The sequence below is a fragment of the Winogradskya consettensis genome (assembly GCF_018332715.1).
Lineage (GTDB): Bacteria > Actinomycetota > Actinomycetes > Mycobacteriales > Micromonosporaceae > Actinoplanes > Actinoplanes consettensis.
Genome location: NZ_BOQP01000011.1, coordinates 293,927 through 320,025 on the forward strand (window position 1 = coordinate 293,927; position 26,099 = coordinate 320,025).

Genomic DNA, 26,099 nt, shown 5'->3' on the forward strand with positions numbered 1-26,099 from the left:
TGTTCCCATGCTCCAGCGGTCACTTTCTGACCGCAATATGCGGGACCCTCGTCAGATGGCGAACACGAGCGCACGGATGCTCCGGCTGCTGTCGCTGCTGCAGACACATCGTTACTGGCCGGGCACGGAGCTCGCCGACCGGCTCGAGGTGAGTCCCCGCACCCTGCGCCGGGACGTCGACCGGCTCCGCGAGCTCGGCTACCCCGTCGACGCCGCCCGTGGAGTGGCGGGCGGCTACCAGCTCCAGGCCGGAGCGGCCATGCCGCCGCTGCTGCTGGACGACGAGGAAGCGGTAGCCATCGCCGTCGGCTTGCGCACCGCCGCAGTGGTGGGCTACGAGGAAACCTCGGTCCGCGCCCTGGCCAAGGTGATCCAGCTCCTGCCACCACGGCTCCGGAAGCGCATCGACGCCCTCCGCGTGGCAACGGCGCCGGGCGTGCAGGGACCGGGACCCACCCTCGACGCCACCACCTTGACCACGCTCGCCTTGGCCTGCCGCGCCGAGGAACGCCTCCGGTTCACCTACACCCCGGCAAGCGCGCCCCCGGCGGACCGGCACGCGGAACCGCATCGCCTCGTCTCCCTCGGCCGGCGGTGGTACCTGGTCGCCTGGGATCTGGATCGGGGGGACTGGCGCAGTTTCCGGGTCGACCGCCTCACCGCCCCCGTGCCGACCGGCGACCGCTTCCGGCCCCGCGAGATCCCCGGCGGCGACCCGGTCGCGTGGCTGCAGGATCGGCTGAGCGGCGTCAGCAACCGTTACGACGTGTCGGTCCTCGTGCAGACCGACGCCGAGACCGTGCGCCGCAGTTTCGGCCAGTGGGCCAGGGCGGAGGAGACCGGGCCCGGAAGCTGCCGCCTGCGGATGAGTGTGGACGACCTGCGCTGGCCGCTGATGATCCTCGGCTCGCTGGGCGCCGGTTTCGTCATCGAGTCGCCGCCGGAACTGCACGACCACGCCCGCCGGGCGGGGGAGACCCTGCTGCGCAGCGCCGGGTCCTCCACCGCCTGACCAGGTGAATTACTATGCGCGGATCGGCGCCCCCGTGGCGTCGATCCGCGAGGAGAAACCTAGCGGGACCCTCTGACATTTTTGGGGCAGCAGCGTCCACAGTGGTGATCTAGGGTCAGGGAATGACGGTTCTACGGCTGCGCGGCCCGGCTCTGCCCGACGGCGAGATCGTGGATATTTATGCCGACGGCGATCGCTGGACCACCGACCCCGTGCCGGGCGCCGAGCTGATCGAGGGCTGGCTGCTGCCCGGTCTGGTCGACGCGCACACCCATCCAGGTGCGGCGCAGCTCGGCGATCCACTCGACGACGAGGTCCTCCGCGACGACCTCCACCGGCACGTCGACAGTGGAGTGACCCTGATCCGGGCGCCCGGTCTCGCGGGTGATCCACCCGGGTGGTTCGGCCGGGATCCCGATGTGCCGCGGGCGCTGCACGCCGGGCCGTGGATCGCGCAGTTCGGCCAGTTCTTCGACGGCTGGGGACGCCGCGCCGACCACGACAAGCTGCCGGGGATCGCCGCCGAGCAGGCCGCGCGCACGGGCTGGGCGAAAATCATCATGGACTGGCGCGTCGGCGACGAGCCCGTCCCGCTCGCGGTCATCAGCGAGATCGTCACGCGGGTCCATGCGGTGGGTGGCCGGGTCGCCGTGCATTCCCAGCACACCGCGGGCGGGTTGCTCGCGGTCCGGGCCGGGGTCGACTCGATCGAGCACGGCATGTGCCTCGACCCGGAGCTGCTGCCCGAGATGGCCGACCGGGGCATCGCCCTGACACCCACGCTCGCCGCGCTGCAGGCCAGCATCCCGGCTCAGCACGCCCGGGAGGACAGCCCGACGAAGCGCTGGCAGCTGGGCGGGCGGCTCGGTCACGCCGCGCTGACCGCTGCCGCCGTCGAAGCCGGTGTGACGGTTCTGGCCGGCACCGACTCACGCCCCATGGGTGGCATCGTGGCCGAGGTCCGGGCGATGGTCGAGGCCGGTGTGCCACCCCACGACGCGGTGGGTGCGGCGTCGTGGTCGGCGCGGGCCTACCTGGGGCTGGCCGGGCTCGTGCCCGGAGCGCCTGCCGATGCGGTTGTCTACGCCGCTGATCCGCGTACTGAAACAACACAGCTGGACCACCCGCGAGCGGTGATCCTCCGCGGGGTTCGCGTGCGGTAGCAAGGTGTTCGCGTGCGGTGGCATAGGGTTCGCGTGCGGTGGCACAGGGTTCGCGTGCGATAAACGGGGCGAGAAATGTCAGAGGGCGGCGGCATAATCCCCGGCATGGACGAGATCCCCAGCACCGTGGCCGATGTGGTCGCGCTGACCAGCAAGGGCCGGCGGGTCAAATACCTGTTCTTCTGGGGCCACCAGCCGCAGCGTGACGGGAGTGTCGGCGCGGGGTGCCTGAGTCAGTGGTTCCCGGCGCCGTTCACGGTCGACGGGGTCACGTTCCGCACCGCCGAGCACTACATGATGTGGCGCAAGGCGATGCTCTTCGGTGACGAGGAGTCGGCCCGGCGCATCGTCACCGCCGGCCACCCGCGTCAGGCCAAGATGCTCGGGCGCCGGGTCCTGGGCTTCGCCGACGACATCTGGGACAGGGAGCGGTTCGCCATCGTGACGCGGGCGAGCGTCGAGAAGTTCGGGCAGCGCCCCGAGCTGCGGGAGTTCCTCGCCGGCACGAATACCCGGGTCCTGGTCGAGGCCAGCCCGACCGACCGGGTGTGGGGCATCGGCCTCGCCGCGACCGACGACCGCGCCGCCGACCCGTCGCGGTGGCGGGGCCTCAACCTGCTCGGCTTCGCCCTGATGCAGGCCCGCGCCGAGCTGGCACTCACCTGAGCTGCTTACGCATTCTGATGGACCAGGCCTCGGCATCATCGATCGTCGCGGCCCGCACGGTGGCAGCGCCCATGACAACGCACGCTACCGCCCGGGAATCACCACCGGCGCCGGTTGCCGTGCCGCTCGCGGATCGTGGCCCACACCATCTTCCCGCCGGTGGTCCGCATGGCGCCCCACGCCGTCGAGTCAGCGTGGACCACCTGCAGCCCCCGCCCCCGTTCGTCGAGCGGGCGGCCGGGCAGGACCGCCGCCGGCCGACGGATGTGGGGAAGCTTCGGATTGCGGTCCCGCACCGCGATGTGCAGGCCGAGGCCGCGCCGCGAAACCGAGATATCCATTTCGGTACGCGCATGCTCGACCGCGTTCGCCACCAGTTCTGACATCACGGCGCGTCCCGGCATCAGCAGCCGGGGCATGTTCCATTCGTGGCAGGCGCCGCCGACCAGGTTGCGGGCCACGCTGATCGACTGGAGCGAGGGCGGCAGGCGGAGGCGGATGACGTCGGCGAGCACCCGGCGGGCGGCTATCGCAACGCGGGCCTGCGCCGGTGTCTCGAAGATCGCCAGAAACCGGTTGCTCCCCACCCGGAGCAACCGCTTCTCCAATGGTGTGCCGGGCGACATGCAGAGAGCTATCTGCGTGGGTGGCTCGGTGGCATCGGCCATCTGCGCCGCGGCCACCCAGGTCGCTACGCTCTCCGCTCCGTGATCGTCGATCCCGCTGAGATCGACGACGATTCCTGCCGGGCATTCGGTCAGGCATTTCTGTATTACCCGGTCGACGGTCGCCGCGACGCTGCGCTGCCATGGCCCGGAGACGCAGATGTCGACGACCGCGCCGTCGATGTCGGTCGTCACCGTGACCCCGGGGTCGTGGAGGTCGAAGAGATAAGGAGGTTCTTCCTCCATGGCGCGGCCTCCCGCCTTTGCGTACCCCGGAGTCTTCGGGGCCTGCCAGGGCGTAGTCAACCGGCCTGTCACCTCCCCAGGTTCGTCCGTTCAGCGCCACTTGACATGCAGGCGTTCGCCTGCATAACTTTTCCTATGGACGAGGTCTTCCGGGCGCTCGCGGATCCCACCCGGCGCTATCTGCTCGACCTGCTCCATGGGCGCGATGGGCAAACCCTCGGCGAGCTCTGTGAGCCCCTCGCGATGACCCGGCAGTCGGCGACCCAGCATCTGGAGCTGCTCGAGGGAGCCAACCTGATCAGCGTGGCCCGCCGCGGTCGCGCGAAGCTCCACTACCTCAACCCGGTGCCGCTGCACGCGATGCAGGAGCGCTGGATCGACAAGTTCGAGCGGCCCCGGTTACGGGCGCTCAGCGGCGTCAAACTTCGAGCGGAGAAAGCTATGAGCGACCGGCCCGCCTACGTCTACGTCACCTATATCGAGAGCACCCCCGAGCAGGCCTGGCACGCCCTGACCGACGCGGATCTGACCGCTGCCTACTGGGGGCACGCCAACGTTTCGGACTGGCAGCCCGGCTCGACATGGGAGCACCGGCGCGTCGACGGGTCCGGGATCGCCGACGTGGTGGGCACGGTCGTCGAGGCATCCGCGCCGCGCCGGCTCGTCACGACGTGGGCCGATCCGGCCCGGCCGGAAGCCGGTTCTGAGCAGGTCACCTTCGAGATCGAGCCGTTCCACGAGATCGTCCGGCTCACCGTCACCCACGAGAACCTGGCGAGTGAGCAGGCGCACACCGACGTGGCAAGCGGCTGGCCCGCGGTGCTGTCGAACCTCAAGACGCTGCTCGAGACCGGCCAGGTTTTGTCACAGGCACCGTGGACCATGGGCAGGTGACGAATCTCGGCGCCATCTACCTGCCCATGAATCCTCCCGAGCGGCTGCCGGAGGTCGCCCGCATCGCCGACCGGGCGGGCCTCGAACAGCTCTGGTTGTGGGAGGACTGCTTCCTCAACAGCGGCATCGCGGCGGCTTCCGCGGCGCTCGCCTGCACCGAGCGACTGCGGGTCGGCATCGGGCTCATGCCGGCCCCGTTCCGCAACGTCGCGCTCGCGGCGATGGAGATCGCCACGCTGCACCGGCTCTTCGGTGACCGGCCGATCGCGGGCATCGGCCACGGCGTCCAGGAATGGATGGCCCAGGTCGGCGCACGAGCGGAATCGCCGATGACCCTGCTGCGCGAATACACCACCGCACTCAGGTCGCTGCTGCACGGCGAGGAGGTCACCACCGACGGCCGCTACGTGCACCTCGACGCGGTCAAGCTCGACTGGCCACCGTCCTCGCCGCCCAGCCTGCTGATCGGTGCGACGGGTCCGAAGACCCTGCAGCTGGCCGGCGAGCTGGCCGACGGCACTATCCTCACCGCGGGCACGTCCCCCGAGGGCGTGCGCACCGCGGTGACCAACATCCGCCCCGACGCGCGGCACGACGTGGTCGTCTTCATGATGGTCGAGACCGGCCCGGGCGCGGCCGAGCGGCTCGCCGCGCAGCAGGAGAAGAGCGGCGGCTGGGGCGTGGCAGGTGACGCCGCCGCGATCGCCGAAGGTGTCGAGAGCATCGCCGCGGCCGGAGCGACCACCGTCGTCCTGCAACCGACCGAGTCCAACACGCCGCCGCCCGGGGAGTTCGTGCGCTTCGTCGCCGAGGAGGTGCGCCCCCTGGTCGGGTGACACGCATTTGCCCCGGCGGCGGAGCGCTGGTGGAGTGGGATCATGGCCATCTCCGAGTATCTGAAAAGCCTCCGCTCCGTCGTCGGGACCAGGCTGTTGTTCCTGCCGGGGGTGACCGCAGTGGTCTTCGACGACGCCGGCCGGGTGCTGCTCGGCCGGCGCTCGGACGACGGCTCCTGGGGGCTGATCGCCGGCGTCATGGACCCGGGGGAGCAGCCCGCCGAGACCGTGGTCCGCGAGGTGTTCGAGGAGACCGCCGTCCACGTCGTCCCCGAGCGCATCACCGGCGTCTTCACCCAGCCCCCGAACACCTACCCCAACGGCGACCGCACCGAATACGTGGACATCTCGTTCCGCTGCCGTGCGGTGGGCGGCGAGGCGCGGGTCAACGACGACGAGTCGCTGGAGGTCGGCTGGTTCGCCCTGGACGAGCTTCCACCGATCGGCGACCTGACCCGCCGCCGCATCGAGTGGGCCCAGCTCCCCGGTCCCGCCGCGTCCTTCCTCAGCTGACCTCCCGGCCCTTTTTCCTCAGTTGACCTGCAGCACCCGGCCGCGGACGTGGTCGTCGTGCCGGGCGTTGCCCACCCGGAAGTGCTTGGTGCCGATCACGTCGAAACCCTGCTTGGTGTAGAACTTCGCCGCGCGTTCGTTCTGCTGGTTGACGCCCAGCCAGCAGTGCGTCGCACCGGTCTCCACGGCTGCCGCCAGCGTCGCCGCCATCAGCGTCGATGCCACACCGGACCCATGGGCTTCAGGAGCAAGGTAGAACTTGCTCAGCTCGATGCTGACGCCGTCACCCGCGAACTTCGCCACCGTCCCCGCGAGCGACGGGTCCGCGATCGGGCCGCCGACCAGCATCGAATACCCGATGGGCTGGTCATGCTCGGAGGCGATCAGCAGGATCCGCAGCGGGTCCGCCAGGTAGCCCTCGAAGCTGGCAACCGAGAGGTGGAGCGCGATGAAGGCGTCGATGTCGCTCTGCGCGGAGCCCGGCGGATTCGCGAGGCCGAAGGTGCGTGCTGCCAGTTCGTGCAGTTCGCCCGCATCGCGCAGGGTCGCTCGTCGTGTGGAGATGACCATGCTCAGAACATTAGGACCTTCCTTACCGTGGGAGCGGTCCCGGGAACTGGAAAGAGGGTTTAGAGTTTCCGGCGGGTCGAAAGGCGGCCCCTACGATGAAGGGCGTAGCGGTGACTAGAGGACTGGGCGACGTCATACCCGCCCCGGGTGAGGTGCGGCCCGATACGGCCGCCGATTTCACCATCGATTCCGGCACGAGGATCAGCGCGGCAGCCGGCACGGAAGACGTGGCGGAGCATCTCGCCGCGGCGCTGCGCCCGGCAACCGGCTACGGCCTTCCCATCGGTGGTGCCGGCCTTGACGCCGGCGCGGTGACCTCGGGCGTTATCGCGCTGGTGGTTGACGCGGCGCTGGGCTCCGAGGCGTACCGGATGGAGATCTCACCGGGCGGAATCCTGCTGACCGGCGGTGACCCGGCAGGGGTTTTCTATGGTGTGCAGACGCTGCGGCAGCTGCTGCCCGCGGAGATCTACGCAGGCGTTCCGCAGCAGGTCACCTGGACGGTGCCCGGCGGGACCATCTCCGACCGGCCTCGATTCTCCTATCGAAGCGGCATGCTCGATGTGGCCCGGCACTTCTTCACGGTCGCCGAGGCCAAGTCCTATCTCGACACCCTGGTCCAGTTCAAGATCAATCACCTGCACCTGCATCTCACCGATGACCAGGGCTGGCGCATCGAGATCGACAGCTGGCCCAAGCTCACCGCGATCAGCGGCGGCGAGGGCACGGGTGTCGACGGCGTGGGCCCCGGCTTCTACACCAAAGCCGATTACTCCGAGCTGGTCGCGTACGCCGCGGCCCGCTTCGTGACGATCGTGCCGGAGATCGACATGCCCGGGCACGTCAACGCGGCGCAGGTGGCATACCCGGAACTCACCACGGACGGCATCGCCCCCGAACCGCGTACCGATGTCGAGGTCGGCTACTCGTCCCTGGTCGCCGCCAAGAAGGAGACGTACACGTTCGCCGACGACGTGCTGCGCGAGATCGCGGCGCTGACCCCGGGCCCGTACATCCACATCGGCGGCGACGAGGCGCTGGTCACGACGGCCGAGGACTACCGTACGTTCATCGAGCGCCTCCTGCCCCTGGTCGTGAAGCACGGCAAACGCCCCCTGGGCTGGCACGAGATGGCATCGGCCGACCTGCCACCCACCACGATCGTCCAATACTGGCGGATCGAGGCCACCGACGACGGCACCGCCCGCGCCGCCGCAGCCGGCCACAAGGTCATCATGTCGCCGGCCGACCGCACCTACCTCGACATGAAGTACGCCGCGGACACCACTCCCGGCCTGGACTGGGCCGGCCTCGTCAGCATCGAGCAGGCATACGGCTGGGACCCCGCCGACCGCCTGCCCGGAGTAACCGAGGACTCCCTGCTCGGTGTCGAAGCCCCACTCTGGTCGGAAACCCTCCGCACCCTCGCCGACGCCCAGACGATGACCTTCCCGAGACTCCCGGCGATCGCCGAGATCGGCTGGTCACCCAGGGAAACCCACAACTGGGAATCCTTTCGCACCCGCCTCGCCGCCTGCGCCCCCCGCTGGCGAGCCCAGGGCGTCGCCTTCCACCCCGCCCCGGAAATCAACTGGCCGCACTAACCTCCGGCCCAGCCCACAACGGTCGCGGGCAGGCCTCCCGGCCTTCGGCAGCCCTGCCCGCACCCGCCCCGGCGGACCGTGCACAACCTTCGCCGGCAGCGGTGCGAAAGCAGTCGTGCCCCATGCCCGCGGGCTGCGGTGCGAAAGCAGCCGTGCCCCGTGCCCGCGGGCTGCGGTGCGAAAGCAGCTGTGCCCCATGTCCGCGGGCTGCGCGACAAAGTCCCGCCCACAACCTCACCCGCCGCAGGCACCGAACGTTAGGTTGTGGGCAATTAAGTTGTGCACAATTAAATTGCACACAACCTAATCACCCGTCCGTGGCCGCCCCGCCGAAAATCTTCCTTAAATCTTGGCCACGGCCCGGGTGGCCGTCCGCCCAGCTCAGCCCGGCATCGACTGGATCACGGACCGGACCGCGCCGGTGGAGCGCGGCGAACCCACCCCTACTCTTGCCGAGTGCAGAAGCTGGTGTGGACTTCGGCCACCGCGTTGGCCGGTTTTCTGGCGGTAGCGGTGCTGCAGCTGGCGCTGGTCGTCGTGCCGGTCCTGCTCGTGCTCTCGACGCTGCCCGATTCGGCGATCACGCGGATCGGGGTGCCCGTGTGCACGGCGACGGTGGGCGTGATGGCGTACGCGACCTGGCGTGCCCTGCACACCCGGCGTCCCGAGCCGGTCGGCATCCCCGTGACCAGGCAGGACGCCCCGGAGCTGTGGGCTCTGCTCGACGCCGCGGCGGCGGCTGCGGGCACTCGCGCGCCGGACCGCCTGACCATCGTGGCGGACGCGGTCGCGAAGCTGATCGAACGAACCCGCTTCCTGGGCCTCGGCGGCGGCCCCCGCGACTTCTACCTCGGCCTGCCGCTGCTGCAGGCCTGGGACATCGAGCATCTGCAGGCGGTCACCGCCCACGAGCTCGGGCACTTCTCACCCCGCCTCGGCCGCCTGGCGCCGCTGGCCTGGCGAGGCCGCACGGCGGTCGCCCGGGTGGTGCCCCGCATCCCGCGTCGTAACCCGGCGGGCCCGCTCCTGCGGACGTACGCAAAGCTCTACCGTCGTCTGGACGCCCCGTTCAGCCGGGCCCAGGAGCTCCAGGCCGACCGCATCGCCGCGGAGTTCGCCGGGCCGGCCGCGGCAGCCGCTGTCCTGCGCGACCTGCCCGCGCTCGATGCGGTCCACCGTGTCTTCCACGCGGAATACCTCGGCCCCGGCTGGCAGGCCGGCCACGTCCCGGACGACGTCTTCGGCGGCTTCCTGCGGGTGTTGTCGGCCCGGGCGGACGAGATCGCGGTCCTGCGCAACCGCGAACCGTCCGCGCCATCCACATGGGACAGCCATCCGCCCCGCCAGGAACGCCTCGCCGCACTGGCCCTGCTCGCCACGCCGCCGGCTCAGCCCGGGTCCGCGCCGGTGGCAGACACAGGCTCCGCGGAATCCAGCGTGGCGGCCCCGGTCGGCGCCGAGACGGCAGCAGCCGGTGTGGGTGCGTCTGTCGGCGACCGGTCGGAGGGCTCGACGGAGTCATCCGCGACAGCTGCCGCCCAGCCGGTCGAATCGGCGGCTGGTTCCGTTGCCGTCGCCGACCGCGCCGAGGCATCCTCCGACACCGGCGAAGCACCCGCACCCGCCACCGAAGAGAAGCCCACGACGGTCCCTGCCCCGGATGCGGGCCGTTCGGCCGGCCCGGCGCTTACTCTCGTTCCCGATCTCCCCGGACTGGGCCGCGCGCTGCAGCAGGTCGCGTACCCGCCGCAGGGCCGCACCCGTGTCGGCTGGGACGAGTTCTTCGGCGCGGCGCGTACGGGCGAGATGCAGCGGGAGGCCGATGCCGCGCTGGCGACCCTCACCCGGGTTGCGGAAAGCCCGGTGACCAACGCCGCCGACGTCCTGGATCTCGCCGCTGACGGCCGGCTGCGCAAGATCGCCGAGTCCGTGTTCGCCGGTCTCACCCCTGATGAGACCACCCTTCGAGTGAACGAGCTGGTCAACCTTCTGATCGCCCTGGCTGCGCTGCGCAGTGGGGCGGCTCGCTGGAGGCACAGCTGGACGGGTACGGCTGAACTGGTCTCCGTCGACGGATCGCATCTCGATCTCGGGGCGCTGGCCGCGCTCGCCATCGACCCGGCGACCGTGGGCAGTGCGCGCGAGCGGCTGACCCAGCTCGGCATCGATGTCTCGGCGGGCCCGTCCGCGGATGCGCTGCCCGCCCGGCCCGAAGTTGTCGGCGGGGTCGTCAACCTGGTCGTCGACGGTTCGCGGACCGATGTGCTGATCGTCGACACCGGGCTGTTGCTCGTGCCGGGGTTGCCGCGTTCGCAGAACGGGTCGGCAAAACGGCGGCTCGCCCGGATCGCCGCCGAGGACCCGGCGCGGCGGGAGTCCGACACGCGGTTCGTCGCGTACGCCGATGTGGTGAATGCGACCCAGGTGAAGCGCCGGAGCTGGGCCTTGAACCTGCGTGACGGGGCCGCGTTGAATGTCCGCAGTGCCCTGGATTCTGATGAGTTGCCAGGCGGTTGGGCAGCGCTGGACAACGCCGTGGAGTTCCTGTCGCGTACCAGGTAGTCATGATCCTAGTGAACTGTTGTGCTCCCTCGTCCGTGGTGCTGCGTAGACGGGTCGTGTCGCCGACTATTTAGTAGTCGATGCGTCACGTCACGTCACAATGGCAGCAGGCGAGATTCGCTTTACGTTCGCGGAATATGGGTAGAAGTACCCCCGCGTGTGAAGCGATGATTGTCGTAACACGGGGGGAGGGGGCGTCGTGGAACGGGGACCCTTGGCGCTCTTCGGAGCATTGGTCGCAGTCGGTCTGGGGCCGGCTATGTGGCTGGGCGCGCAGTTCGGCGAGTCGACGCTGACGCCGCAGCGCCCACCGGCGGTGACCAGAGTTCAGCAGAACGAGATTGTGCCGCCGGGGCAGGGCGGCGAGGGCGCGGGCATCACGCCGAGCGACCCGGCCGAAATCATCCACACCGACCCCGCGGCCGACCCGGCGCCGCAGAAGCACAAGCCCCGGGTGACGATTCCGTCCACCGAGGACAACAACGACGAGTACACCGGCGCAGGCGGCGGGGACGACCCGACGACCACGCCCGCGACGCCGTCGTCGTCTCCTTCCGCCGACCCGGAACCGAGCGAGACCTCCGACGACCCGGACACCCCGCCGACCGACGAGCCCACCGACCCCGAGACCGACCCGACCGATGAGACCTCCGACCCGCCCAGCGGCCCGGAAGTCCCGACCACGAACGTGACCACCCAGTCCGTGGTCAACGACTGAGATATATGGCGCCGAGGCCCTCGGCGGTTGCCGCGAAGAGTGAACGCAGCTCGGGCGGTGCCAGCACTTCGGCCTCGGCGCCGAGTTTGAGCAGTTCGATGTGCCCGTGCCGCATCGACTCGATGGGCACCGTCGTCGTGAGCCAGCCGTTCTCATCGGGCTCCGACGCCGATGTCTGCGCCACCCGGGTCATCTCCGGCGGAAACACGAACGGCATCCGGGCGAGCGCGGACGACGTCATCCGTACGGTCGTGACTCCTGTGTAGACACCCCGCTCGTACCTGTCGGTCCACTCCTGCCAGAAACCCGCCAGATCGAAACCCGCGGGCCGCAGGGCCGGTTCGTCGCGCACGCTCGCATCAAGGATGTTCACCACTCGGTACGCCGTGACGCGCTCGCCTGACAACGCGACCAGATACCAGCGCCCCGCCTTGAGAACCACCCCCAGGGGCGAGAGTGTCCGGGTCACCTCCCGGGGCGCCTTCCACCGGCGGTACCTGACATCGAGTTGCCGTTCCCGCCACACCGCGTCCGCCACAGCGGCCAGGTGCGGGGTCGACTCACCGACGCGGAACCAGCCGGGGGCGTCGAGGTGGAAGCGGTCGCGGACCCGATCCGCACGGTCGGCCAGTTCACCCGGCAGCGACGCGCGAAGTTTGAGCTCCGCGGCGGCCAGCATCGAACCCAGGCCGAGTTCGGCGGCCGGGCCCGGCACCCCGGAGAGGAAGAGTGTGCTCGCCTCACCCTCGGTGAGCCCGGTCAGCCGGGTGTGATAGCCGTCCAGGAGCTGATAACCACCGGCAGGGCCGCGGTCGGCGTAGACCGGAACCCCGGAAGCGCCGAGTGACTCGACGTCGCGGTAGACCGTCCGGATGGAGACCTCGAGCTCGTCGGCCAGCGCGCGGGCCGTCATCCGGCCGCGGGTCTGCAGCAGAAGCAGAAGGGAGACCAGGCGGGATGCGCGCACCCACCCAGTCTCCCAGTGCCAGCTTGTTCAGCGAACCTTCAGAGGCCCAGGATCCGGTTGAGGATGTCCCGGTATCCGCGGAGCTGCACGCGCAGCGCCTCGGTGTCATCGCTCTCGCCGGCGAGGCCGTCCTTGCGGGCTTTCAGGCTCGCGGTCAGCTTCTCGACGGCCTCTTCGACCATCTTGGCGGCGTCCTCGGTAGCTTCCTTCGGGCTGTCGACGAAGCGCAGTTGCACGTCGCGCCACCGCTCCTTGAGCCCGGCCGCGTCCTCGGCCTTGAAGAACGTGTCAGGCTCCCCGGCGGAAGCGGAAGTGGAAGCGGCCGCCGGCGTAGCCGTCGAGGCGCCGACCGGAACCGGCACCACCGCGGGCGTCTCGACGGCCTCGTCGTTGACGGGGGTGGTGTCGTCGGCTGCGGTACCGACGTGCGCGGGCTCGGCCACGATCGGCTCGTCGAGGCCCGGGTTCTCGTCGGTGGGGTTCTCGTCGGTCTTGTTCCGCAGATCGGTCACGCCGGCCACCTCATCGCTCTTGTCGGTCTCGTCGGCCACAACAGCCGTCCCGGTGACATCCTCGTCGGCCTTGCCGTCCCCGTCGATGTCGTGCGCGCCGACCGACGCGGTATCGGTGGCGTGCACGCCATCAACGTCGTGCGTGCCGGCGGTGTCATGCACGCCGTCGACGTCGGTGTCGTCCTCGTCGGCCGCGTGGTGCTTGCCGTCGGCGAGGTCGGTCGTGCCGTCATAGTCGGAGTCGGAGTCGGAGTCGCTGACAGCGTCGTACTTGTTGTCAGGGGTGGAGCCGAACGCCTCATCGGTGGGCGACGTGAGCGCGTCGCCGGTCGGGGCGAGCGGCTCGTCGGTGACCGGGTCGACGGCCTCCGGGTCCTTGAACGTGCCCTCGTCCTTGAGGTCTGCGTCGGTGTCGAACTTCGCGGTCGGCTCGTCGGGCTCGTCCAGCGGCACGTCCACGACCTCGTCGTCGTGCGTCTTGTCGCGGGTGTCGTCCCCGGCATACCCGGTGGGCAGGGCGGTGGTGGCGTCCGGGTCGTCGGCGGTTGCTGAGCTTCCGGCGTACGTCGTGGTGTTGCTCTCGGAAGGCTGCTCGACCACGACGGCCCTGTCGGTCGTCTCCGGGGTCTCCCACCGCTCGGTCGGGGAATCGGAACCGACCGTGCCCCACGGGGTCTGGTGGGTGCCCGTCTCGTGCGCCTGGGTGCGGTCCGGGTCGTCGTCCAGGCCGGTCTCGTCGCGACTGTCGGTACGGGTGCCGTTGTCAGCGTCGGCGGCGTTGTCGGCGGGGGTGGACCAGGGAGACGGCGGCCGCTGGCCCGGCACGGCTACGGGCTCGGACTGGACCCGGGCGGACTGCTCATCCGCCGCCCGCTCATCTGCGGCGCGGTCCTCGGTGGCTTGATCGTCGCTCGCCTCGCGGGCGTCGTTGGAGAAGAAACGCATCGTCGGACTCCTCAGCGGCTCGTGGCGTCGGGACGGGAGCCCGCGACGTCGGTGTCGTGGTCGTTGATCTTCGGGGACGGGACCTTCGGTTCGCTGTCGGGGGCAACGGCGCCCTCGGAGCGGACGGGGTTCTCACCGAGCAGGTCGGCGAAGAGCGCGCGGTAGTGCACGAGCGCCTGGCGAAGGTCCTCGGTCTCGATCTCGCCGGTCTTGCTGCGTTCGCTGATCGCGTGGGCGTCGCGGTAGTGCTCGAGCGTCGTGGCGTGCTGCACCGAGAGGTTGGCGAGCTGGTCGTCGTAGTCGCCGACCGGGTAACCACGCTCGGCGATCAGGCGGGTGACGAGCTCGTCGGCGGTCGAGACGGCCTCCGCCGGGGAGTCCACGAAGTCGATCTGGACTTCTTCCCAGGCCACGGAGTAGCGCGCCTTCGACTCCGCCGAGAGCGCCTTGAGCTCGAACTGGGCGACGCGCTTCTGCCGCTCCACCAGCTCACGCTCGCCGGCCGCCCGGCTGTCGGAGTCGCCGACGACCCGGTCGTACTCGGGGCCGAACTTGTTCTGCAGTTGCTTGCGGCGCGACGCGCGCACACCGAACACGATGGCGGCGATCACCAGCAGCACCACGACAATGAGAATGACAACGAGTGTGGGGGACATCGGCCTCCTCCTTCTTCACCCGCTGTTATGCCCACCCAACCAGGGTCATCAATCCGATTCGAGCCTGTGAGGTGAAATCCCTCCGACCGAGGCTCGTAAACTTGACTCATTCCAGAAATCTCCGTTGGCTCGGGACATGACGAACCCGGAATCCAAGCCGGTACTGACCACCCGTCAGGGCACCCGGTCCACGACAACGCCCAGCAGCGCACGGTCGGGACCCGAGGCCAAGCTTTCCAGATCAAATGGCCGGTACGCCCGGTCGATGCACATGCTGACGCCGTCGGCGAGGCCATGCTGATCAAGAGGGGCGTCGCCGTCTGATCAACGGTCAGTCAGCTTGGCGTCACCGCAGCCCCCGGGTTTTGAGGTCGGGGGCTGTTTGTCGTGCCTTTGTCCACAGGGGCGGTGGCTGCGGTCGCCGCGATTACGTATCCTCGCCAGGGCGTGCGCTCCTCATAGACATATGTTGACGCGTGCGTTGTCCTGCACCCCCTCGGGCGGAGTCTGATGAGAACCCGCAGTTGGTCGATCCGTTCGAAGATCATCGCGCTGGCCGCGGTGCCGTTGACGGCACTGCTGGCGCTCTGGGCCTTCGCCACGGCTATCACCGCCGGTCCGGCGCTCAACCTGCTGACGACGCAGTCGTTGCTCGACGACGTCGGCGACCCGGGCTCCGTCCTCGTGGGCGAGCTCCAGCGGGAGCGCCGGCTCTCCGTGGAGTTCCTCTCGAACGCCAAGACGAATCCCGGGAGTCTCGACACTCAGCGCGCCACCACCGACCGTGCCGCCGCGGAGTTCCGGCGCACAGCGGTCTCCGCGGTCAGCAGCCAGGCCGAGCGGGTCTCCAGCGGGACACTCTCCGCGCGCATCAAGCAGCTCATCAACGACCTCGACGGGCTGCCCGCGGCCCGCGGCTACATCGACGATCGCGACGTCGACGTGGTGGGCGCACAGAACCTCTACAGCAACATCGTCGACACCAGCTTCCAGATGTTCGCCGCCACGGCCACGTTCGGTGACGAGCGCGTCGACCGGGAGATCCGTGGCCTGAGCAACGTCGGCCGCGGCCGCGAATACCTCAGCCGGGTCGACTCCCTGCTCGCCGGCGCGCGCGTCGCCGGAAAGCTCAGCGCGGGCAGCCGCGCCGAGATCGTGCAGGCGATCGGCACCGCCCGGTTCCTGATCGCCCAGGGTGTCAGCGACCTGCCCGTGCAGGACCGCACGGCATATCAGACGCTCAGCGCCGGAACCGCCTTCAACCGCCTCGGCGAGCTGCAGAACGAGCTGCTCACGAGCAGCCGGGCCGGGGTCGCCGTCCCCGTGCCGGCCGACGCCTGGCAGCCCGCCTACGACACCACGATCGAGCAGCTGCGAGTCTTCGAGACCAACGCGTCCGATTCGCTCTCCGACGACGCCCGGCCCGTCGCGGTCAACGTGCTGCTGCGGCTCGGGCTCGCCGGCCTGCTCGGCTTGGTCGCGCTCGTCCTGTCGGTGCTGGTCTCGATCCGGGTCGGCCGCTCCATTGTCGGCCGGCTGATCCGGCTGCGCGGCGAGGCCCTCGAGATGGCCGACGAGCGGCTGCCCGCCGTCGTGCGGCGGCTGCAACGCGGCGAGGCCGTCGACGTCGAGGTGGAGACCCCGCCGCTGGAGTACGGCCGCGACGAGATCGGCCAGCTCGGCCACGCGTTCAACGAGGTCCAGCGCACCGCCGTGCAGTCCGCGGTCGAGGAGGCCAGCGTCCGCCGCGGCATCAACGAGGTGTTCCTCAACATCGCCCGGCGCAGCCAGACCCTGCTCCACCGCCAGCTGGCCCTGCTCGACAAGATGGAGCGCCGCGAGACCGAGCCGGACGAGCTCGAAGACCTCTACCGCGTCGACCATCTCGCCACCCGCATGCGCCGCCACGCCGAGGACCTCGTCATCCTCGCCGGTGCGGCCCCCGGCCGGGGCTGGCGCAACCCGGTCCCGCTGATCGACGTCATCCGCGGCGCGATCAGTGAGGTGGAGGACTACAAGCGCGTCGACATCCAGTCCATCCAGCCGTCCGCGGTCCTCGGCCGCGCGGTCGGCGACGTGATCCACCTCCTCGCCGAGCTGCTCGAGAACGCCGCGTCCTTCTCACCCCCGACGACCCGCGTCCAGGTGGTCGGGCAGATCCTCCCCAACGGGTACGCCGTGGAGATCGAGGACCGTGGCCTGGGCATGTCCGCCGAGGCGATCACGGAAGCCAACCGCAAGCTCCTCGAACCCCCGGACTTCGACCCCACCGACAGCGCCCGCCTCGGCCTCTTCGTGGTGGCCCAGCTCGCCGCCCGCCAGGGCATCCGCGTTTCCCTGCGCCCCAGCGCCTACGGCGGCGTGACAGCGATCGTCCTGATCCCCGGCGAGCTGATCACCGCCGCCCCACCCGGCCCCGGCTCGCTCACCATCGGCCCCGGCCCGGCACCCAGCACCCCCGCCGAGGCCGGCCTCGACCGCCCCCTGAACGGCACGGGCACCGACGACCGCAGCTCACTCGCCGCCCTGCAGTGGCAAGGCACCGAGGAGCTCCGCTCGATCACCACCCCCACCCGCCCGGCCCCGGCCAACGGCAAAGCCGTCGACGGCCTGCCCACCGCCCTCAGCACCTCGCCCGGCACACTCGACCGCCCCGGCACGGCGAGCGAGCCCGCCGCCGAGGGAGCCGACCTGGTGACCGGGCCCACGCCGTCCGCGGTGGTCGACGGACTGACCCCGGACGGCCTGGTCCAGCGGCGACGTGGAGCCCCACGCAAGAGGAACGACGGTCGCACGGAGCCGTTGGCCCAGCTCACGCCCAACCTCGACACTCCGGATGCTCTGACCGCACCCACCGGGCCCACACCCGCTGTGCTTCCCCCCGCGGCCCCCGCGGCCCCCGATTCGCCAGGGCCGGTCGTCGGTGACGGCCTCGACGTGGAGTGGCCATCAGGCAACGACCCGATGGAGCTGTCCACCCCGACCCTGCCGTCCCGGGCCCGGCGCACCCCGGCTCCGCGCACTCCGGATGAGCGCACCCCGGCCGAGCCCACTCCAGCCCCGCGCATTCCGGCTACCCGCATTCCGGCCCAGCGCACTCCTGCGGAGTCGATCCCACCGGCTGCTCCCTCGGTCCTGCCCGGCTCCGTTCCGCCGTCCGAGGCGGCCTCTCCGGCGTTGCCCGGCGCGGGAAACCGGGAGCGGAGTGCGGCGGCCGTCGAGGATGCGAGTAGGTTGCGGGCGGCTTTCGCCGGTTCTGTAGATTCTTCGATGGATTCGCCCCTTGAGTCCTCGATGGAGGAGCCGGGGGAGGCTCCTGCGGACGAGCGCCTGCTGCCCCGGCGGGTGCGGCAGTCTCATCTGGCTCCGCAGCTGCGGGGTCCGGTGGTCGAGCGTGCGGAGGCGACCACAACGCGTTCCCCGGAGAAGGTGCGCAGTCTGATGAGCGCGTTGCAGCAGGGCACCACCCGGGGCCGCCGGGACGCTGCCGCGCTCACCCAGCCGCCGCAGCCCGACCCGGGGTCGGTAACAGCCGCAAGTGACCGCGCGGCAGCGGGTAGTGAGCGAAACGCCGGAGAGGGTGACGAACAAGCCCGAGTTACTGACAAACAGCAGACGACAGGGCAGCCGACGTGGTCGGAGGCAGCTACCGTCACCTTCCCGGCCGTAAGGATTAGCGAGGCGGACGGGACCGACGGGGGCACGGACGGGCCGCCCGGGGATGTACACCAGATCCATCGGCCGGAGAAGGACGCATAAGTGGCACAGATGACCAACCAGAGCGCTCACCTCACCTGGCTCCTCGACGACCTCGTCGAGCGGGTTCCGTCCGCGCAGCAGGCGGTGGTGCTCTCGGCCGACGGGCTCCTGATGGGAGCGTCGGCCGGCATGGGCCGCGAGGACGCCGAGCACCTGTCGGCGATGGCCGCCGGTTTCCAGAGCCTCGCCAAGGGGGCCAGCCGGCACTTCCGGGCCGGGCCCGTGCGCCAGACCGTGGTGGAGATGGAGGACGCTTTCCTCTTCGTCACCGCGGCCGGGCTGGGTGCCTGTCTCGCCGTCGTCGCACGCAGCGACGCGGATCTCGGCCTGATCGCGTACGAGATGGCCATGCTCGTCACCCGGGTCGGCCAGAAGATGGACGCACCTGACCGGCTTCCCGGATCCGATGCCCGCTGATCCTCGGCGTGCGCCGCACGACTGGCTGGACCACGACGCAGGTCCGGTGGTCCGGCCGTACGCGATGACCCAGGGCCGGGTCGCACCCTCCGGCGGCGAGTTCGACCTGCTCGCCTTCGTGGTGGCGGCCGCTTCCGACGCGCCCCTGCCGGCATCGATGCAACCTGAGCATCACGCAATCGTCGGCGCGGCGTGGGAGCCAACGTCCGTTGTCGAACTAGCCTCCAAACTGGACCTCGCGATCGGGGTCGTCCGGGTTTTCCTGGGTGATCTACGCTCTGCAGGCTTCATTTCGCTTTACGAGCCCCCCGCGGCCTCCCAGCCGCATGACGTCGACGTACTCAAGGCGGTTGTCAATGGACTCCGTGCGCTCTGACCGTGAAGGCGCCCGATCGCGCATCCCGGTTGCGCTCAAGATCCTCATCGCCGGCGGGTTCGGTGCGGGCAAGACCACTCTGGTCGGCTCAGTCAGCGAGATCCGGCCGTTGCAGACCGAGGAAGTGCTCACCGGCGTCGACGGCGCCGACGACACCTCCGGGGTCGAGGGCAAACACACCACCACGGTGACGATGGACTTCGGTCGCATCACCATCACCGACGACCTGCAGCTCTACCTGTTCGGCACCCCCGGCCAGGACCGCTTCTGGTTCCTCTGGGACGAGCTCTCCCAGGGCGCCCTGGGCGCGGTGGTCCTCGCGGACACCCGCCGCCTGGCCGACTGCTTCCCGTCCATCGACTACTTCGAGCAACGAGGCACCCCCTTCATCGTCGCAGTCAACTGCTTCGACGAACGCCGCTTCGGCGCCGACGCCATCGGCCGGGCCCTCGACCTCGACCCCGATGTCCCCGTGGTCGAATTCGACGCCCGCGACAAGACGGCAGCCCGCAACGTCCTCATCGAACTCGTCGAGTACGTAGCCCGCCGCCAGCTCGCCGCCGCCGGCTCCCGCTGACCACTCCCGCAGCGCCGCACCGACCCCATCGGCCCGGCGCTGCGGGCGGACCCCGGTTACGGCGGCCCGAGCCGTCCGAAGGGCCGAGCGGCCCATGTCGCCCGTGCGGCCCGTGCTTCCGGCTCGGTGGCCACACCACACCGACCGGAGCGGTCCGGGAAACCACACCGACCGGAGCAATCCGGGGGAGAGGACTTAGGCCGTGACCAGCGCTGCTTCCTTCTCCAGAGAGTTCGTCCTCTCCCTGGCGATCGCGACCCGGGTCACGTCGTTGCTGGCGATCTTCCTCGGCCGGCTGGACGACCCCTTCGCGAGCGACACCTTCGACCCGAAGCAGGGCGTCGAGTCGGGGTGGCGTGAGCTGGCGGGCATGGGCCGATCCGACGAGCTCGACAGCCTCCTGAAAGACCGGCTGCCCGTCGTGAAAGAGCGCATCCGCGCCTCAGGACGACCGGGTTCCGCCGCTGCGGCAGCGGCGATCGACGTCATCACAGCGCTCATGACGAACGTGCACGACGACGCGGAGCGATGCTCAAGCGTTGCCGGCCTGGCGTTGCGGGTCGCTATCGAGATGGACCGGGCGGCAGCCGACCTGCCCGCGGAGGGGCTGTCCTGGGTGGCGTTCGAGCTGCGCGGGCAGGCCGCCCTGTTCGACCTGGTCACCGGGGCTGCCGGTGACTTCTCCGATGAGTTCATCGACGAGGTCCGCACCGAGGCCGGGGTGGGGTCGATGGCTTACCGCAACGCCATGCGGCGGCTGCCGGTTCAGTAGGCCGGTGGGTAGGCGTGTCCCCACGGGGGAGTCGCCGGTGCCGGGATGGTCGTCGGGATGCAGACCAGCCAGGACGACACCCGGTTCAGCCGTCGCGCCGTGAGCAGGCCCCGCAACGCCAGTTCTTCCGGTCGGGCGTACGGCCGGTCGGAGCGGCCCGTGATGATGCGGTGGGCGAGGTGGGTGGAGATGCCGGGGAGGGCGGCGAGGACGTGGGGTGGGGCGTGGTTGATGTCGACCAGGCCGCCGTCGTCGTAGAGGCGGATGAGGTCCGGTCGGCCCACGGCGAATTGGAGGGCCTGGCCCGGGTTGTAGGCGGCGAAGGTCTGGGCCTGGGTGCGCAGGGTGCGGGCTCGAGGGCTGTCGCCCGGGTGGGAGGCGAGCACGCCGCCGTGTATCGCCGCGATGACCGCGATCGCGAGGAACATGGCGATGCCGACGTCCTCGGCGTCGCTGGTGTAGTCGGCATCGATGGGGGTCGGGTCGATCTCCATGACGACGCAGGCGGTGATGAACAGGGCCAGGTAGCCGGCCGAGACCGCGAACTGGCGCCAGTCACGCCGGTAGAAGCCCGCGTAGAAGAAGTAGAGCCAGCTGCCGACCGAGCAGATGATGATCGGGATCAGGGATGCGGCGATTACTTCGAAGATCGGGAACGAGCGGGGCACCCGGAGCGGCAGCGGTGGGATCTGTCCCCAGCCGGGCCCGGAGGTGGTCCAGGTCGGCGGGGACAGGTCCGGCGGCACGTACGGCGGCGGATAGTAACCCGGCGCAGTGGGTTCCCCGGCGCCGGGATAGGGCGGCCCGGACGGCTGGTTGTAAGGAGAGCCGGATGACGGCCCGGACGGCGGCGGGGCGAATCCGGCCGGTGGCGAATACTGGCCCGGGTGCTCGCTCCCGTCGGACCACGGGTCGACGGCTTCGGAGTAGAAGTGTTCGCCGCGGAGGATGCGGCGGTGGGTTTCCTGGAGTTTGTCGCCGGGTTCGACGCCGAACTCGTCGAGGAAGTATTCGCGGGCCTCGCGGAAGGCGGCCAGCGCCTCCGCCTGCCGTCCGCCCTGGTGCAGCGCGATCATCAGGCTTGACCGCAGGCCCTCACGGAGCGGGAACTGCTCGACCAGGCGTACGAGATCGGGCATCACGCCGGTGTGGTTTCCCCGCGCGAGCTCAATTTCCGACCATTTCTCCCAGGCTGTTGCTTTTGCCTCGGTGAGGCGGGTGCGGGCGGCCTCGAAAACGGCTCCGCTCAGGCCCGCGAGCGCTTCGCCTTTCCAGAGATCCAGCGCGGTGCGCAGCGTCGCTGCGGCTTCCGGGAAATGCCCGCTCTTGCGCTGCACCGACGCCTGCGCCACGCCCGCCTCGAACCGGACCGAATCCAGGTCGTCGGGGGAGATCTGCAGCGCATAGCCCGCGCTGGTCAGGGGGAGCAATTCTCCGGGGGTACGCGGTGGGCGATCCGGATCCAGGAGGCGTCGCAGCCCGGCAACATATTTCTGTACGACGTTGGCGCCGTTCTCCGGTGGATCCTCGCCCCACACCGCGTCGACGATCTGGGTGACGGGCACCGGGCGGCCGGCGTTCAGCAGCAGGATGGCCAGCACCGCGCGTTGTTTTGCGGGGCCGAGTTCGAGGGGCGTTTGTGCGCGCAGTGCGCGTACCTCACCCAGAAGCTCGAAGCGCAAGTCTGAGTCAGACATAGCGCACCCCCATTTACCTGCGGAAACGTGAAACGGCAGCGAAGCGGCAGCCGGCAGCAGCATAGCGGCAGCGCGACGGCAGCACTGCCCGCCAGTCTTCGGTGCATCGACCCCGGTGGTGTGCAGGGCCGGGACCCCCATCGCATTCGGAGACAAGACTGATGAACGTACGTGTGGGAGTGGGCGCCGTGGTCGCCCTCGGCATTCTCGCCACCGGCGGCTGCGGTGCCGTGCAGGCGGCCAAGGACGAGGTCGCGGAGGCGGTGGTGCCGACGCCGAAGGAGAAGCTCATCGACTCGCTGCCGGATTCGGGCGCCGGGCCGTTCCACTTCGCGATGAAGGGTGGCGAGCAGCCGATGGACGGGGTGCTCGACGCCTCGAAGAAGAGCTACCAGCTGGGGTTCAGCAACACCGACCCGGATCTGGGGTTCACCATGACGATGAAGTTCCTGGTCGTGGGGGAGAAGTCCTGGATCAAGATCGGATTCACGGGTACGGAGGGGCTCACCGGGCTGCCGAAGTTGCCGAAGAAGTGGATGCTCGTCGACCCGGCGAAGATCAAGGACGCCGATGGGCCGCTGACGTATGACGACGAGACCGATCCGGGCGCGTTGACGCCGATCCTGGACGCGATCGTCGAGGTGCACGAGACCGGTGCCGGGAAGTTCGCGGGCACCACCGACCTCACGAAGCAGGGTGAGGCCGAGCTCGTGGACCAGAAGACCCTCGACGCGCTGGGCGCCAAGGCGAACGCGGTGCCGTTCGAGGCCGAGTTGGACGGCAAGGGCCGGTTCACCAAGGCGGTCATCAAGGTCCCCGGGGCCGGCAAGATCAAGGCGGAGACGTACGAGGTGGTCTACGACAAGTACGGCACCGCGAAGTCCCCCGCGGAGCCCGCCACGGGTGAGCAGCAGAAGGCGACCGCCGCGGCGTACGAGTTGCTGAACTCCTGATCCTGGTTCCACCGCATCGGCGGTCGCGCGGGTCTGACGGGGGTCCGCGCGGTCGCCGCTGTCGTGTGGTGGGATCGGGGTATGGCTACGAACGAGGACTTCGTCTATCTCGGGTGTTACACCGATGAGCGCGGCGGCGAGGGCGAGGGCATCGCGTTGCTGCGACGCGACCGGGCGACCGGGGCGCTGACGCCGGCGGGGGTTGTCGCGCGTACGCCCGCTCCCTCGTTTGTGGGCCAGCACCCCACCCTGCCGGTCGTGTACGCGGTCAACGAGCTCACCGAAGGTGCGGTCAGCGCGTTCGCCGTGGAGCCGGACGCGACGCTGACCCTGCTCGCCGTACGCCAGACCGGCGGTAAGGAGCCCTGTCACCTCGCGGTCTCGTCGGACGCCTCGCACCTGCTCGTCGCCAACTACACCAGCGGTGATGTGGCTGTCTTCCCGCTGGACGCCGACGGGGTGCCGGGGGAGCGTTCCGATCTGCTCGACCTGCAGGGGTCCGGCCCGGTCGAGGACCGCCAGGAGGGCCCGCACGCGCACATGGTCAATCCCGATCCGAACGGCCCGGACGTCCTCGTCTGCGACCTCGGCTCGGACCGGGTCTGGCACACCCGGCTCGACGCGGTCTCCGGGCGGCTGACCCTTGTCGGTCCCGCGATCGTCGCAGAGCCCGGCACCGGTCCGCGGCACCTTCTGCGCGTCCCGGGCGGCGACATTCTGCTGGTCGGCGAGCTCTCCGGGGATCTGGGCCGTTTCCGGCCGGGCCCGTCGGGGGCGTACGTCCAGGCTGCCGTCGAGGTCACCAGTGCGGCGAAGCCGAATCAGCCGTCCGAGCTCACCACGGGCCGGAACGGTCGTTTCGTATATGTCGCCAATCGCGGGCCGGACACCATTTCGGTCTTCGACGGCGATCGGCTGATCGCGGAAGTGGCGACCGGTGGCGAGTGGCCCCGGCACATCGCACTGGTCGGTGATCACCTGTACGTAGCCAATGAGAGGTCACACAACGTCACTATCTTCCGGATCGACCCCGATTCGGGCATCCCGGTGATTCAGGGTGAGCCCGTTCATCAGGGCAGTCCTACCTGCATCTTGCAGTACCGCACACCCATTGGAATGGGATAACTACTCTGAGTGAATTAAGTATACGATAATGCCAATACGAGTAACTTTCGTCCGAACGTACATGGCATTCGCGTCTCGGGATGCGCAGTATGGAGCGCGTGTCAGGCCGCCATCGCAGAAACTTCAGTCTCAAGGGAGCGGGCGTCGTCGCATCCGCGATGGCGATCGTTGTCGTTCTCGCGGGGTCCTGGTTCGGTTATCAGCAGCTCGCTGACAAGGGATGTTCCGGCGGAATAGCCCTCAGCGTCGCCGCCGCGCCCGAGATGGTCCCCGCCGTCCAGCAGGCCGCCAAGCGGTGGAGCGACGCCGGTGCCGAGGTCAATGGGACGTGCGTCAACGTCAATGTCAGTGGCGTCAGCCCGGCCTCAATGGCGTCCACTATCGCGCTCAAGCACCGGGTGACGCTGTCGGGTCTGGGTGCGGTGAGCAAGGACGGCACGGTGCCCGACGTCTGGATCCCCGACTCGACCACCTGGCTGCTGCGCCTGCGCTCGGAGGCCTCCGGCTTCCAGCCGACCGACGGCAAGTCGCTCGCGCAGAGCCCGGTCGTGATCGCGATGCCGCAGCCGGTCGCCGAGAAGATCGGCTGGCCCGACCGCAAGCTCGGCTGGGCCGACCTGGTCAAGCAGATGACCACCGGAAACTCGCTGCGGACCGGCATCGTGGACCCCAACCGGGACGCCGCGGGTCTCGCGGGCCTGCTCGCGCTGGGTGGCGCGGCAGGCACCAGCGCGCAGGCGAAGGCCCAGCAGGTCGGCGCGCTGCGCTCGCTCGCCCTGGGCAGCTCGTCGTTGCGTGAGGATCTCCTGGAGAAGTTCCCCCGCTCGGAGGACGCGGCAGACCTGACCACCGCGATCAGCGCGGCGCCGCTCTCCGAGGAAGACGTCATCAGCTACAACGCCGACAAGCCGGTCGTCCCGCTCGCGGCGCTCTATCTCGACCCGAAGCCACCGGCGCTCGACTACCCCTATGCCGTCATGCCCGAGGTCGGCATCGACCTGAACAAGTCCGCGGCGGCGACCGGCCTGCGCCAGGCGATGGAGCAGCCGGCCTTCCGCGACGAGCTGGCCCGGGTCGGCCTGCGCGGCCCCGACGGCGTGGCGGGCGCCGGTTTCGCCAACCCGACCGGTGGGCCCAAGCCCAGCGCGGCCCCCGCCGCCGCCACCGGCACCGAGGGTGCTGCCGCCGCGGGTCTCGACGCCGGCTCGATCAACCAGGTTCTGGGCAGCTGGGCTGCCATCACGCAGCCCGGCCGCGTCCTCGCGGTCTTCGACGTGTCGGGCTCGATGGCCGACAAGGTCCCGACCGCCGACAACCAGAGCCGCGCGGCGGTGACCCGGACGGCGGCGACCCAGGGCCTCAAGCTCTTCGACAACGAATGGGCCGTCGGCACCTGGATCTTCTCCACCGAGATGAACGGCAAGCTCCCCTACAAGGAGATCGTGCCGATCAGCCCGCTGACCTCGGCCCGCTCCGAGCTGGAAGCCTCCATCTCGAAGATCACCCCGAAGGCGGGCGGCGCCACCGGCCTCTACGACACGGCGCTCGCGGCGTACAAGAAGGTCCAGGAGGACTGGCAGCCGGGCCGGGTCAACTCCGTCATCCTCTTCACCGACGGCAAGAACAGCAACGACGACGGCCTCAAGCTGCCCGCCCTCGTCACCGAGTTGAAGAAGGCCAACGACGCCAAGCGCCCGGTCCGCATGGTGATCATCGGAATCGGCAACGAGGTCGACGCCAACGAGCTGGAGACCATCACCAACGCGACCAGCTCCGGCGGCGTCTTCATCGCCGAGGACCCCGCGAAGATCTCCGACATCTTCCTCGAAGCCATCGCCTCCCGCTCCGGCGCCGCGCGCTAGGCGCCTCCCGCTCCGGCGCCGCGCGCTAGGCG

The 26,099-nt window shown here is 69.9% G+C and carries 23 protein-coding genes; 17 read left to right on the forward strand and 6 right to left on the reverse strand.

Annotation, left to right across the window (positions count from 1 at the left end):
- The first annotated feature begins 55 nt into the window (after positions 1 to 55).
- The 3 genes from Aco04nite_RS13770 to ybiA all read left to right on the forward strand — a co-directional run bounded on the left by Aco04nite_RS13770 (position 56) and on the right by ybiA (position 2,841).
- Complete coding sequence (locus Aco04nite_RS13770) at positions 56 to 1,012, forward strand: helix-turn-helix transcriptional regulator (RefSeq protein WP_212997614.1); 957 nt, start codon at positions 56 to 58, stop codon at positions 1,010 to 1,012.
- Positions 1,013 to 1,134: 122 nt separating this feature from the next.
- On the forward strand, positions 1,135 to 2,175 hold the full coding sequence (locus tag Aco04nite_RS13775) for an amidohydrolase family protein (protein ID WP_212997615.1): 1,041 nt from the start codon (positions 1,135 to 1,137) through the stop codon (positions 2,173 to 2,175).
- 96 nt (positions 2,176 to 2,271) lie between these two features.
- Positions 2,272 to 2,841 carry a riboflavin biosynthesis intermediates N-glycosidase gene (gene ybiA, locus Aco04nite_RS13780; protein WP_498370758.1) on the forward strand — a complete coding sequence of 190 codons (570 nt, stop codon included), beginning with the start codon at positions 2,272 to 2,274 and terminating at the stop codon, positions 2,839 to 2,841.
- Positions 2,842 to 2,939: 98 nt separating this feature from the next.
- Here the strand turns inward: ybiA and Aco04nite_RS13785 are convergent, their stop codons facing one another.
- Entirely contained in the window at positions 2,940 to 3,752 is an 813-nt protein-coding gene (locus tag Aco04nite_RS13785) for an ATP-binding protein (RefSeq protein WP_212997617.1), read from the reverse strand.
- 135 nt (positions 3,753 to 3,887) lie between these two features.
- On the opposite strand from Aco04nite_RS13785, the gene Aco04nite_RS13790 reads away from it, so the two are divergent.
- The 3 genes from Aco04nite_RS13790 to Aco04nite_RS13800 are packed head-to-tail and all read left to right on the forward strand — an operon-like array spanning position 3,888 to position 5,995.
- Positions 3,888 to 4,646, forward strand: a complete 759-nt coding sequence (locus Aco04nite_RS13790) for an ArsR/SmtB family transcription factor (RefSeq protein WP_212997618.1) — start codon at positions 3,888 to 3,890, stop codon at positions 4,644 to 4,646.
- Positions 4,643 to 5,482: an LLM class flavin-dependent oxidoreductase gene (locus Aco04nite_RS13795; protein ID WP_212997619.1), complete on the forward strand. Its 840-nt coding sequence runs from the start codon at positions 4,643 to 4,645 to the stop codon at positions 5,480 to 5,482. The genes Aco04nite_RS13790 and Aco04nite_RS13795 overlap by 4 nt, the downstream gene beginning before the upstream one ends.
- A 42-nt stretch (positions 5,483 to 5,524) precedes the next feature.
- Entirely contained in the window at positions 5,525 to 5,995 is a 471-nt protein-coding gene (locus Aco04nite_RS13800) for an NUDIX hydrolase (RefSeq protein ID WP_212997620.1), read from the forward strand.
- Between the two features lie 18 nt (positions 5,996 to 6,013).
- On the opposite strand, the gene Aco04nite_RS13805 is transcribed toward Aco04nite_RS13800, so the two are convergent.
- Complete coding sequence (locus tag Aco04nite_RS13805; RefSeq protein WP_212997621.1) at positions 6,014 to 6,565, reverse strand: GNAT family N-acetyltransferase; 552 nt, start codon at positions 6,563 to 6,565, stop codon at positions 6,014 to 6,016.
- 110 nt (positions 6,566 to 6,675) lie between these two features.
- Between Aco04nite_RS13805 and Aco04nite_RS13810 the strand changes: the two genes are divergently transcribed.
- The 3 genes from Aco04nite_RS13810 to Aco04nite_RS13820 all read left to right on the forward strand — a co-directional run bounded on the left by Aco04nite_RS13810 (position 6,676) and on the right by Aco04nite_RS13820 (position 11,449).
- Positions 6,676 to 8,169 carry a beta-N-acetylhexosaminidase gene (locus Aco04nite_RS13810; RefSeq protein WP_244875971.1) on the forward strand — a complete coding sequence of 498 codons (1,494 nt, stop codon included), beginning with the start codon at positions 6,676 to 6,678 and terminating at the stop codon, positions 8,167 to 8,169.
- Positions 8,170 to 8,625: 456 nt separating this feature from the next.
- The gene (locus Aco04nite_RS13815) at positions 8,626 to 10,731 is read left to right on the forward strand and encodes a M48 family metallopeptidase (RefSeq protein WP_244875972.1); all 2,106 of its coding nucleotides are present in this window, start codon (positions 8,626 to 8,628) and stop codon (positions 10,729 to 10,731) included.
- 199 nt (positions 10,732 to 10,930) lie between these two features.
- A complete protein-coding gene (locus tag Aco04nite_RS13820; RefSeq protein WP_212997623.1) occupies positions 10,931 to 11,449 on the forward strand; it encodes a hypothetical protein in 519 nt (172 codons plus the stop codon).
- Here Aco04nite_RS13820 and Aco04nite_RS13825 read toward each other — a convergent pair.
- Genes Aco04nite_RS13825 through Aco04nite_RS13835 form a run of 3 tightly spaced genes read right to left on the reverse strand, consistent with a single transcriptional unit; the run spans position 11,439 to position 14,529 of the window.
- Positions 11,439 to 12,416: a helix-turn-helix transcriptional regulator gene (locus Aco04nite_RS13825; RefSeq protein ID WP_212997624.1), complete on the reverse strand. Its 978-nt coding sequence runs from the start codon at positions 12,414 to 12,416 to the stop codon at positions 11,439 to 11,441. The genes Aco04nite_RS13820 and Aco04nite_RS13825 overlap by 11 nt on opposite strands.
- A 38-nt stretch (positions 12,417 to 12,454) precedes the next feature.
- Positions 12,455 to 13,873 (reverse strand): midas domain-containing protein, encoded by a 1,419-nt coding sequence (locus Aco04nite_RS13830; protein WP_212997625.1) that lies wholly within the window; start codon positions 13,871 to 13,873, stop codon positions 12,455 to 12,457.
- An 11-nt stretch (positions 13,874 to 13,884) separates the two neighbouring features.
- Entirely contained in the window at positions 13,885 to 14,529 is a 645-nt protein-coding gene (locus tag Aco04nite_RS13835) for a hypothetical protein (RefSeq protein ID WP_212997626.1), read from the reverse strand.
- Positions 14,530 to 15,039: 510 nt separating this feature from the next.
- Between Aco04nite_RS13835 and Aco04nite_RS13840 the strand changes: the two genes are divergently transcribed.
- From Aco04nite_RS13840 to Aco04nite_RS13860, 5 genes are all read left to right on the forward strand, one after another.
- Positions 15,040 to 18,288, forward strand: coding sequence for a sensor histidine kinase (locus Aco04nite_RS13840; protein ID WP_244875973.1), 3,249 nt, complete (start codon positions 15,040 to 15,042; stop codon positions 18,286 to 18,288).
- 9 nt (positions 18,289 to 18,297) lie between these two features.
- Positions 18,298 to 18,705, forward strand: coding sequence for a roadblock/LC7 domain-containing protein (locus Aco04nite_RS13845; RefSeq protein ID WP_203842278.1), 408 nt, complete (start codon positions 18,298 to 18,300; stop codon positions 18,703 to 18,705).
- Complete coding sequence (locus tag Aco04nite_RS13850; RefSeq protein WP_212997627.1) at positions 18,695 to 19,081, forward strand: DUF742 domain-containing protein; 387 nt, start codon at positions 18,695 to 18,697, stop codon at positions 19,079 to 19,081. Before Aco04nite_RS13845 ends, Aco04nite_RS13850 begins: the two co-directional genes overlap by 11 nt.
- Positions 19,062 to 19,658, forward strand: a complete 597-nt coding sequence (locus Aco04nite_RS13855) for a GTP-binding protein (protein WP_212997628.1) — start codon at positions 19,062 to 19,064, stop codon at positions 19,656 to 19,658. The genes Aco04nite_RS13850 and Aco04nite_RS13855 overlap by 20 nt, the downstream gene beginning before the upstream one ends.
- A gap of 202 nt (positions 19,659 to 19,860) precedes the next feature.
- Positions 19,861 to 20,430 (forward strand): hypothetical protein, encoded by a 570-nt coding sequence (locus tag Aco04nite_RS13860; RefSeq protein ID WP_212997629.1) that lies wholly within the window; start codon positions 19,861 to 19,863, stop codon positions 20,428 to 20,430.
- Here Aco04nite_RS13860 and Aco04nite_RS13865 read toward each other — a convergent pair.
- Entirely contained in the window at positions 20,424 to 22,127 is a 1,704-nt protein-coding gene (locus Aco04nite_RS13865; protein WP_212997630.1) for an AfsR/SARP family transcriptional regulator, read from the reverse strand. The two genes, Aco04nite_RS13860 and Aco04nite_RS13865, sit on opposite strands and share 7 nt — an antisense overlap.
- 161 nt (positions 22,128 to 22,288) lie before the next feature.
- Between Aco04nite_RS13865 and Aco04nite_RS13870 the strand changes: the two genes are divergently transcribed.
- From Aco04nite_RS13870 to Aco04nite_RS13880, 3 genes are all read left to right on the forward strand, one after another.
- Entirely contained in the window at positions 22,289 to 23,080 is a 792-nt protein-coding gene (locus tag Aco04nite_RS13870; RefSeq protein WP_212997631.1) for a hypothetical protein, read from the forward strand.
- A gap of 81 nt (positions 23,081 to 23,161) precedes the next feature.
- Positions 23,162 to 24,205 (forward strand): lactonase family protein, encoded by a 1,044-nt coding sequence (locus tag Aco04nite_RS13875; protein WP_212997632.1) that lies wholly within the window; start codon positions 23,162 to 23,164, stop codon positions 24,203 to 24,205.
- Between the two features lie 158 nt (positions 24,206 to 24,363).
- On the forward strand, positions 24,364 to 26,067 hold the full coding sequence (locus tag Aco04nite_RS13880; protein WP_212997633.1) for a substrate-binding domain-containing protein: 1,704 nt from the start codon (positions 24,364 to 24,366) through the stop codon (positions 26,065 to 26,067).
- The last annotated feature ends 32 nt before the right edge of the window (positions 26,068 to 26,099 follow it).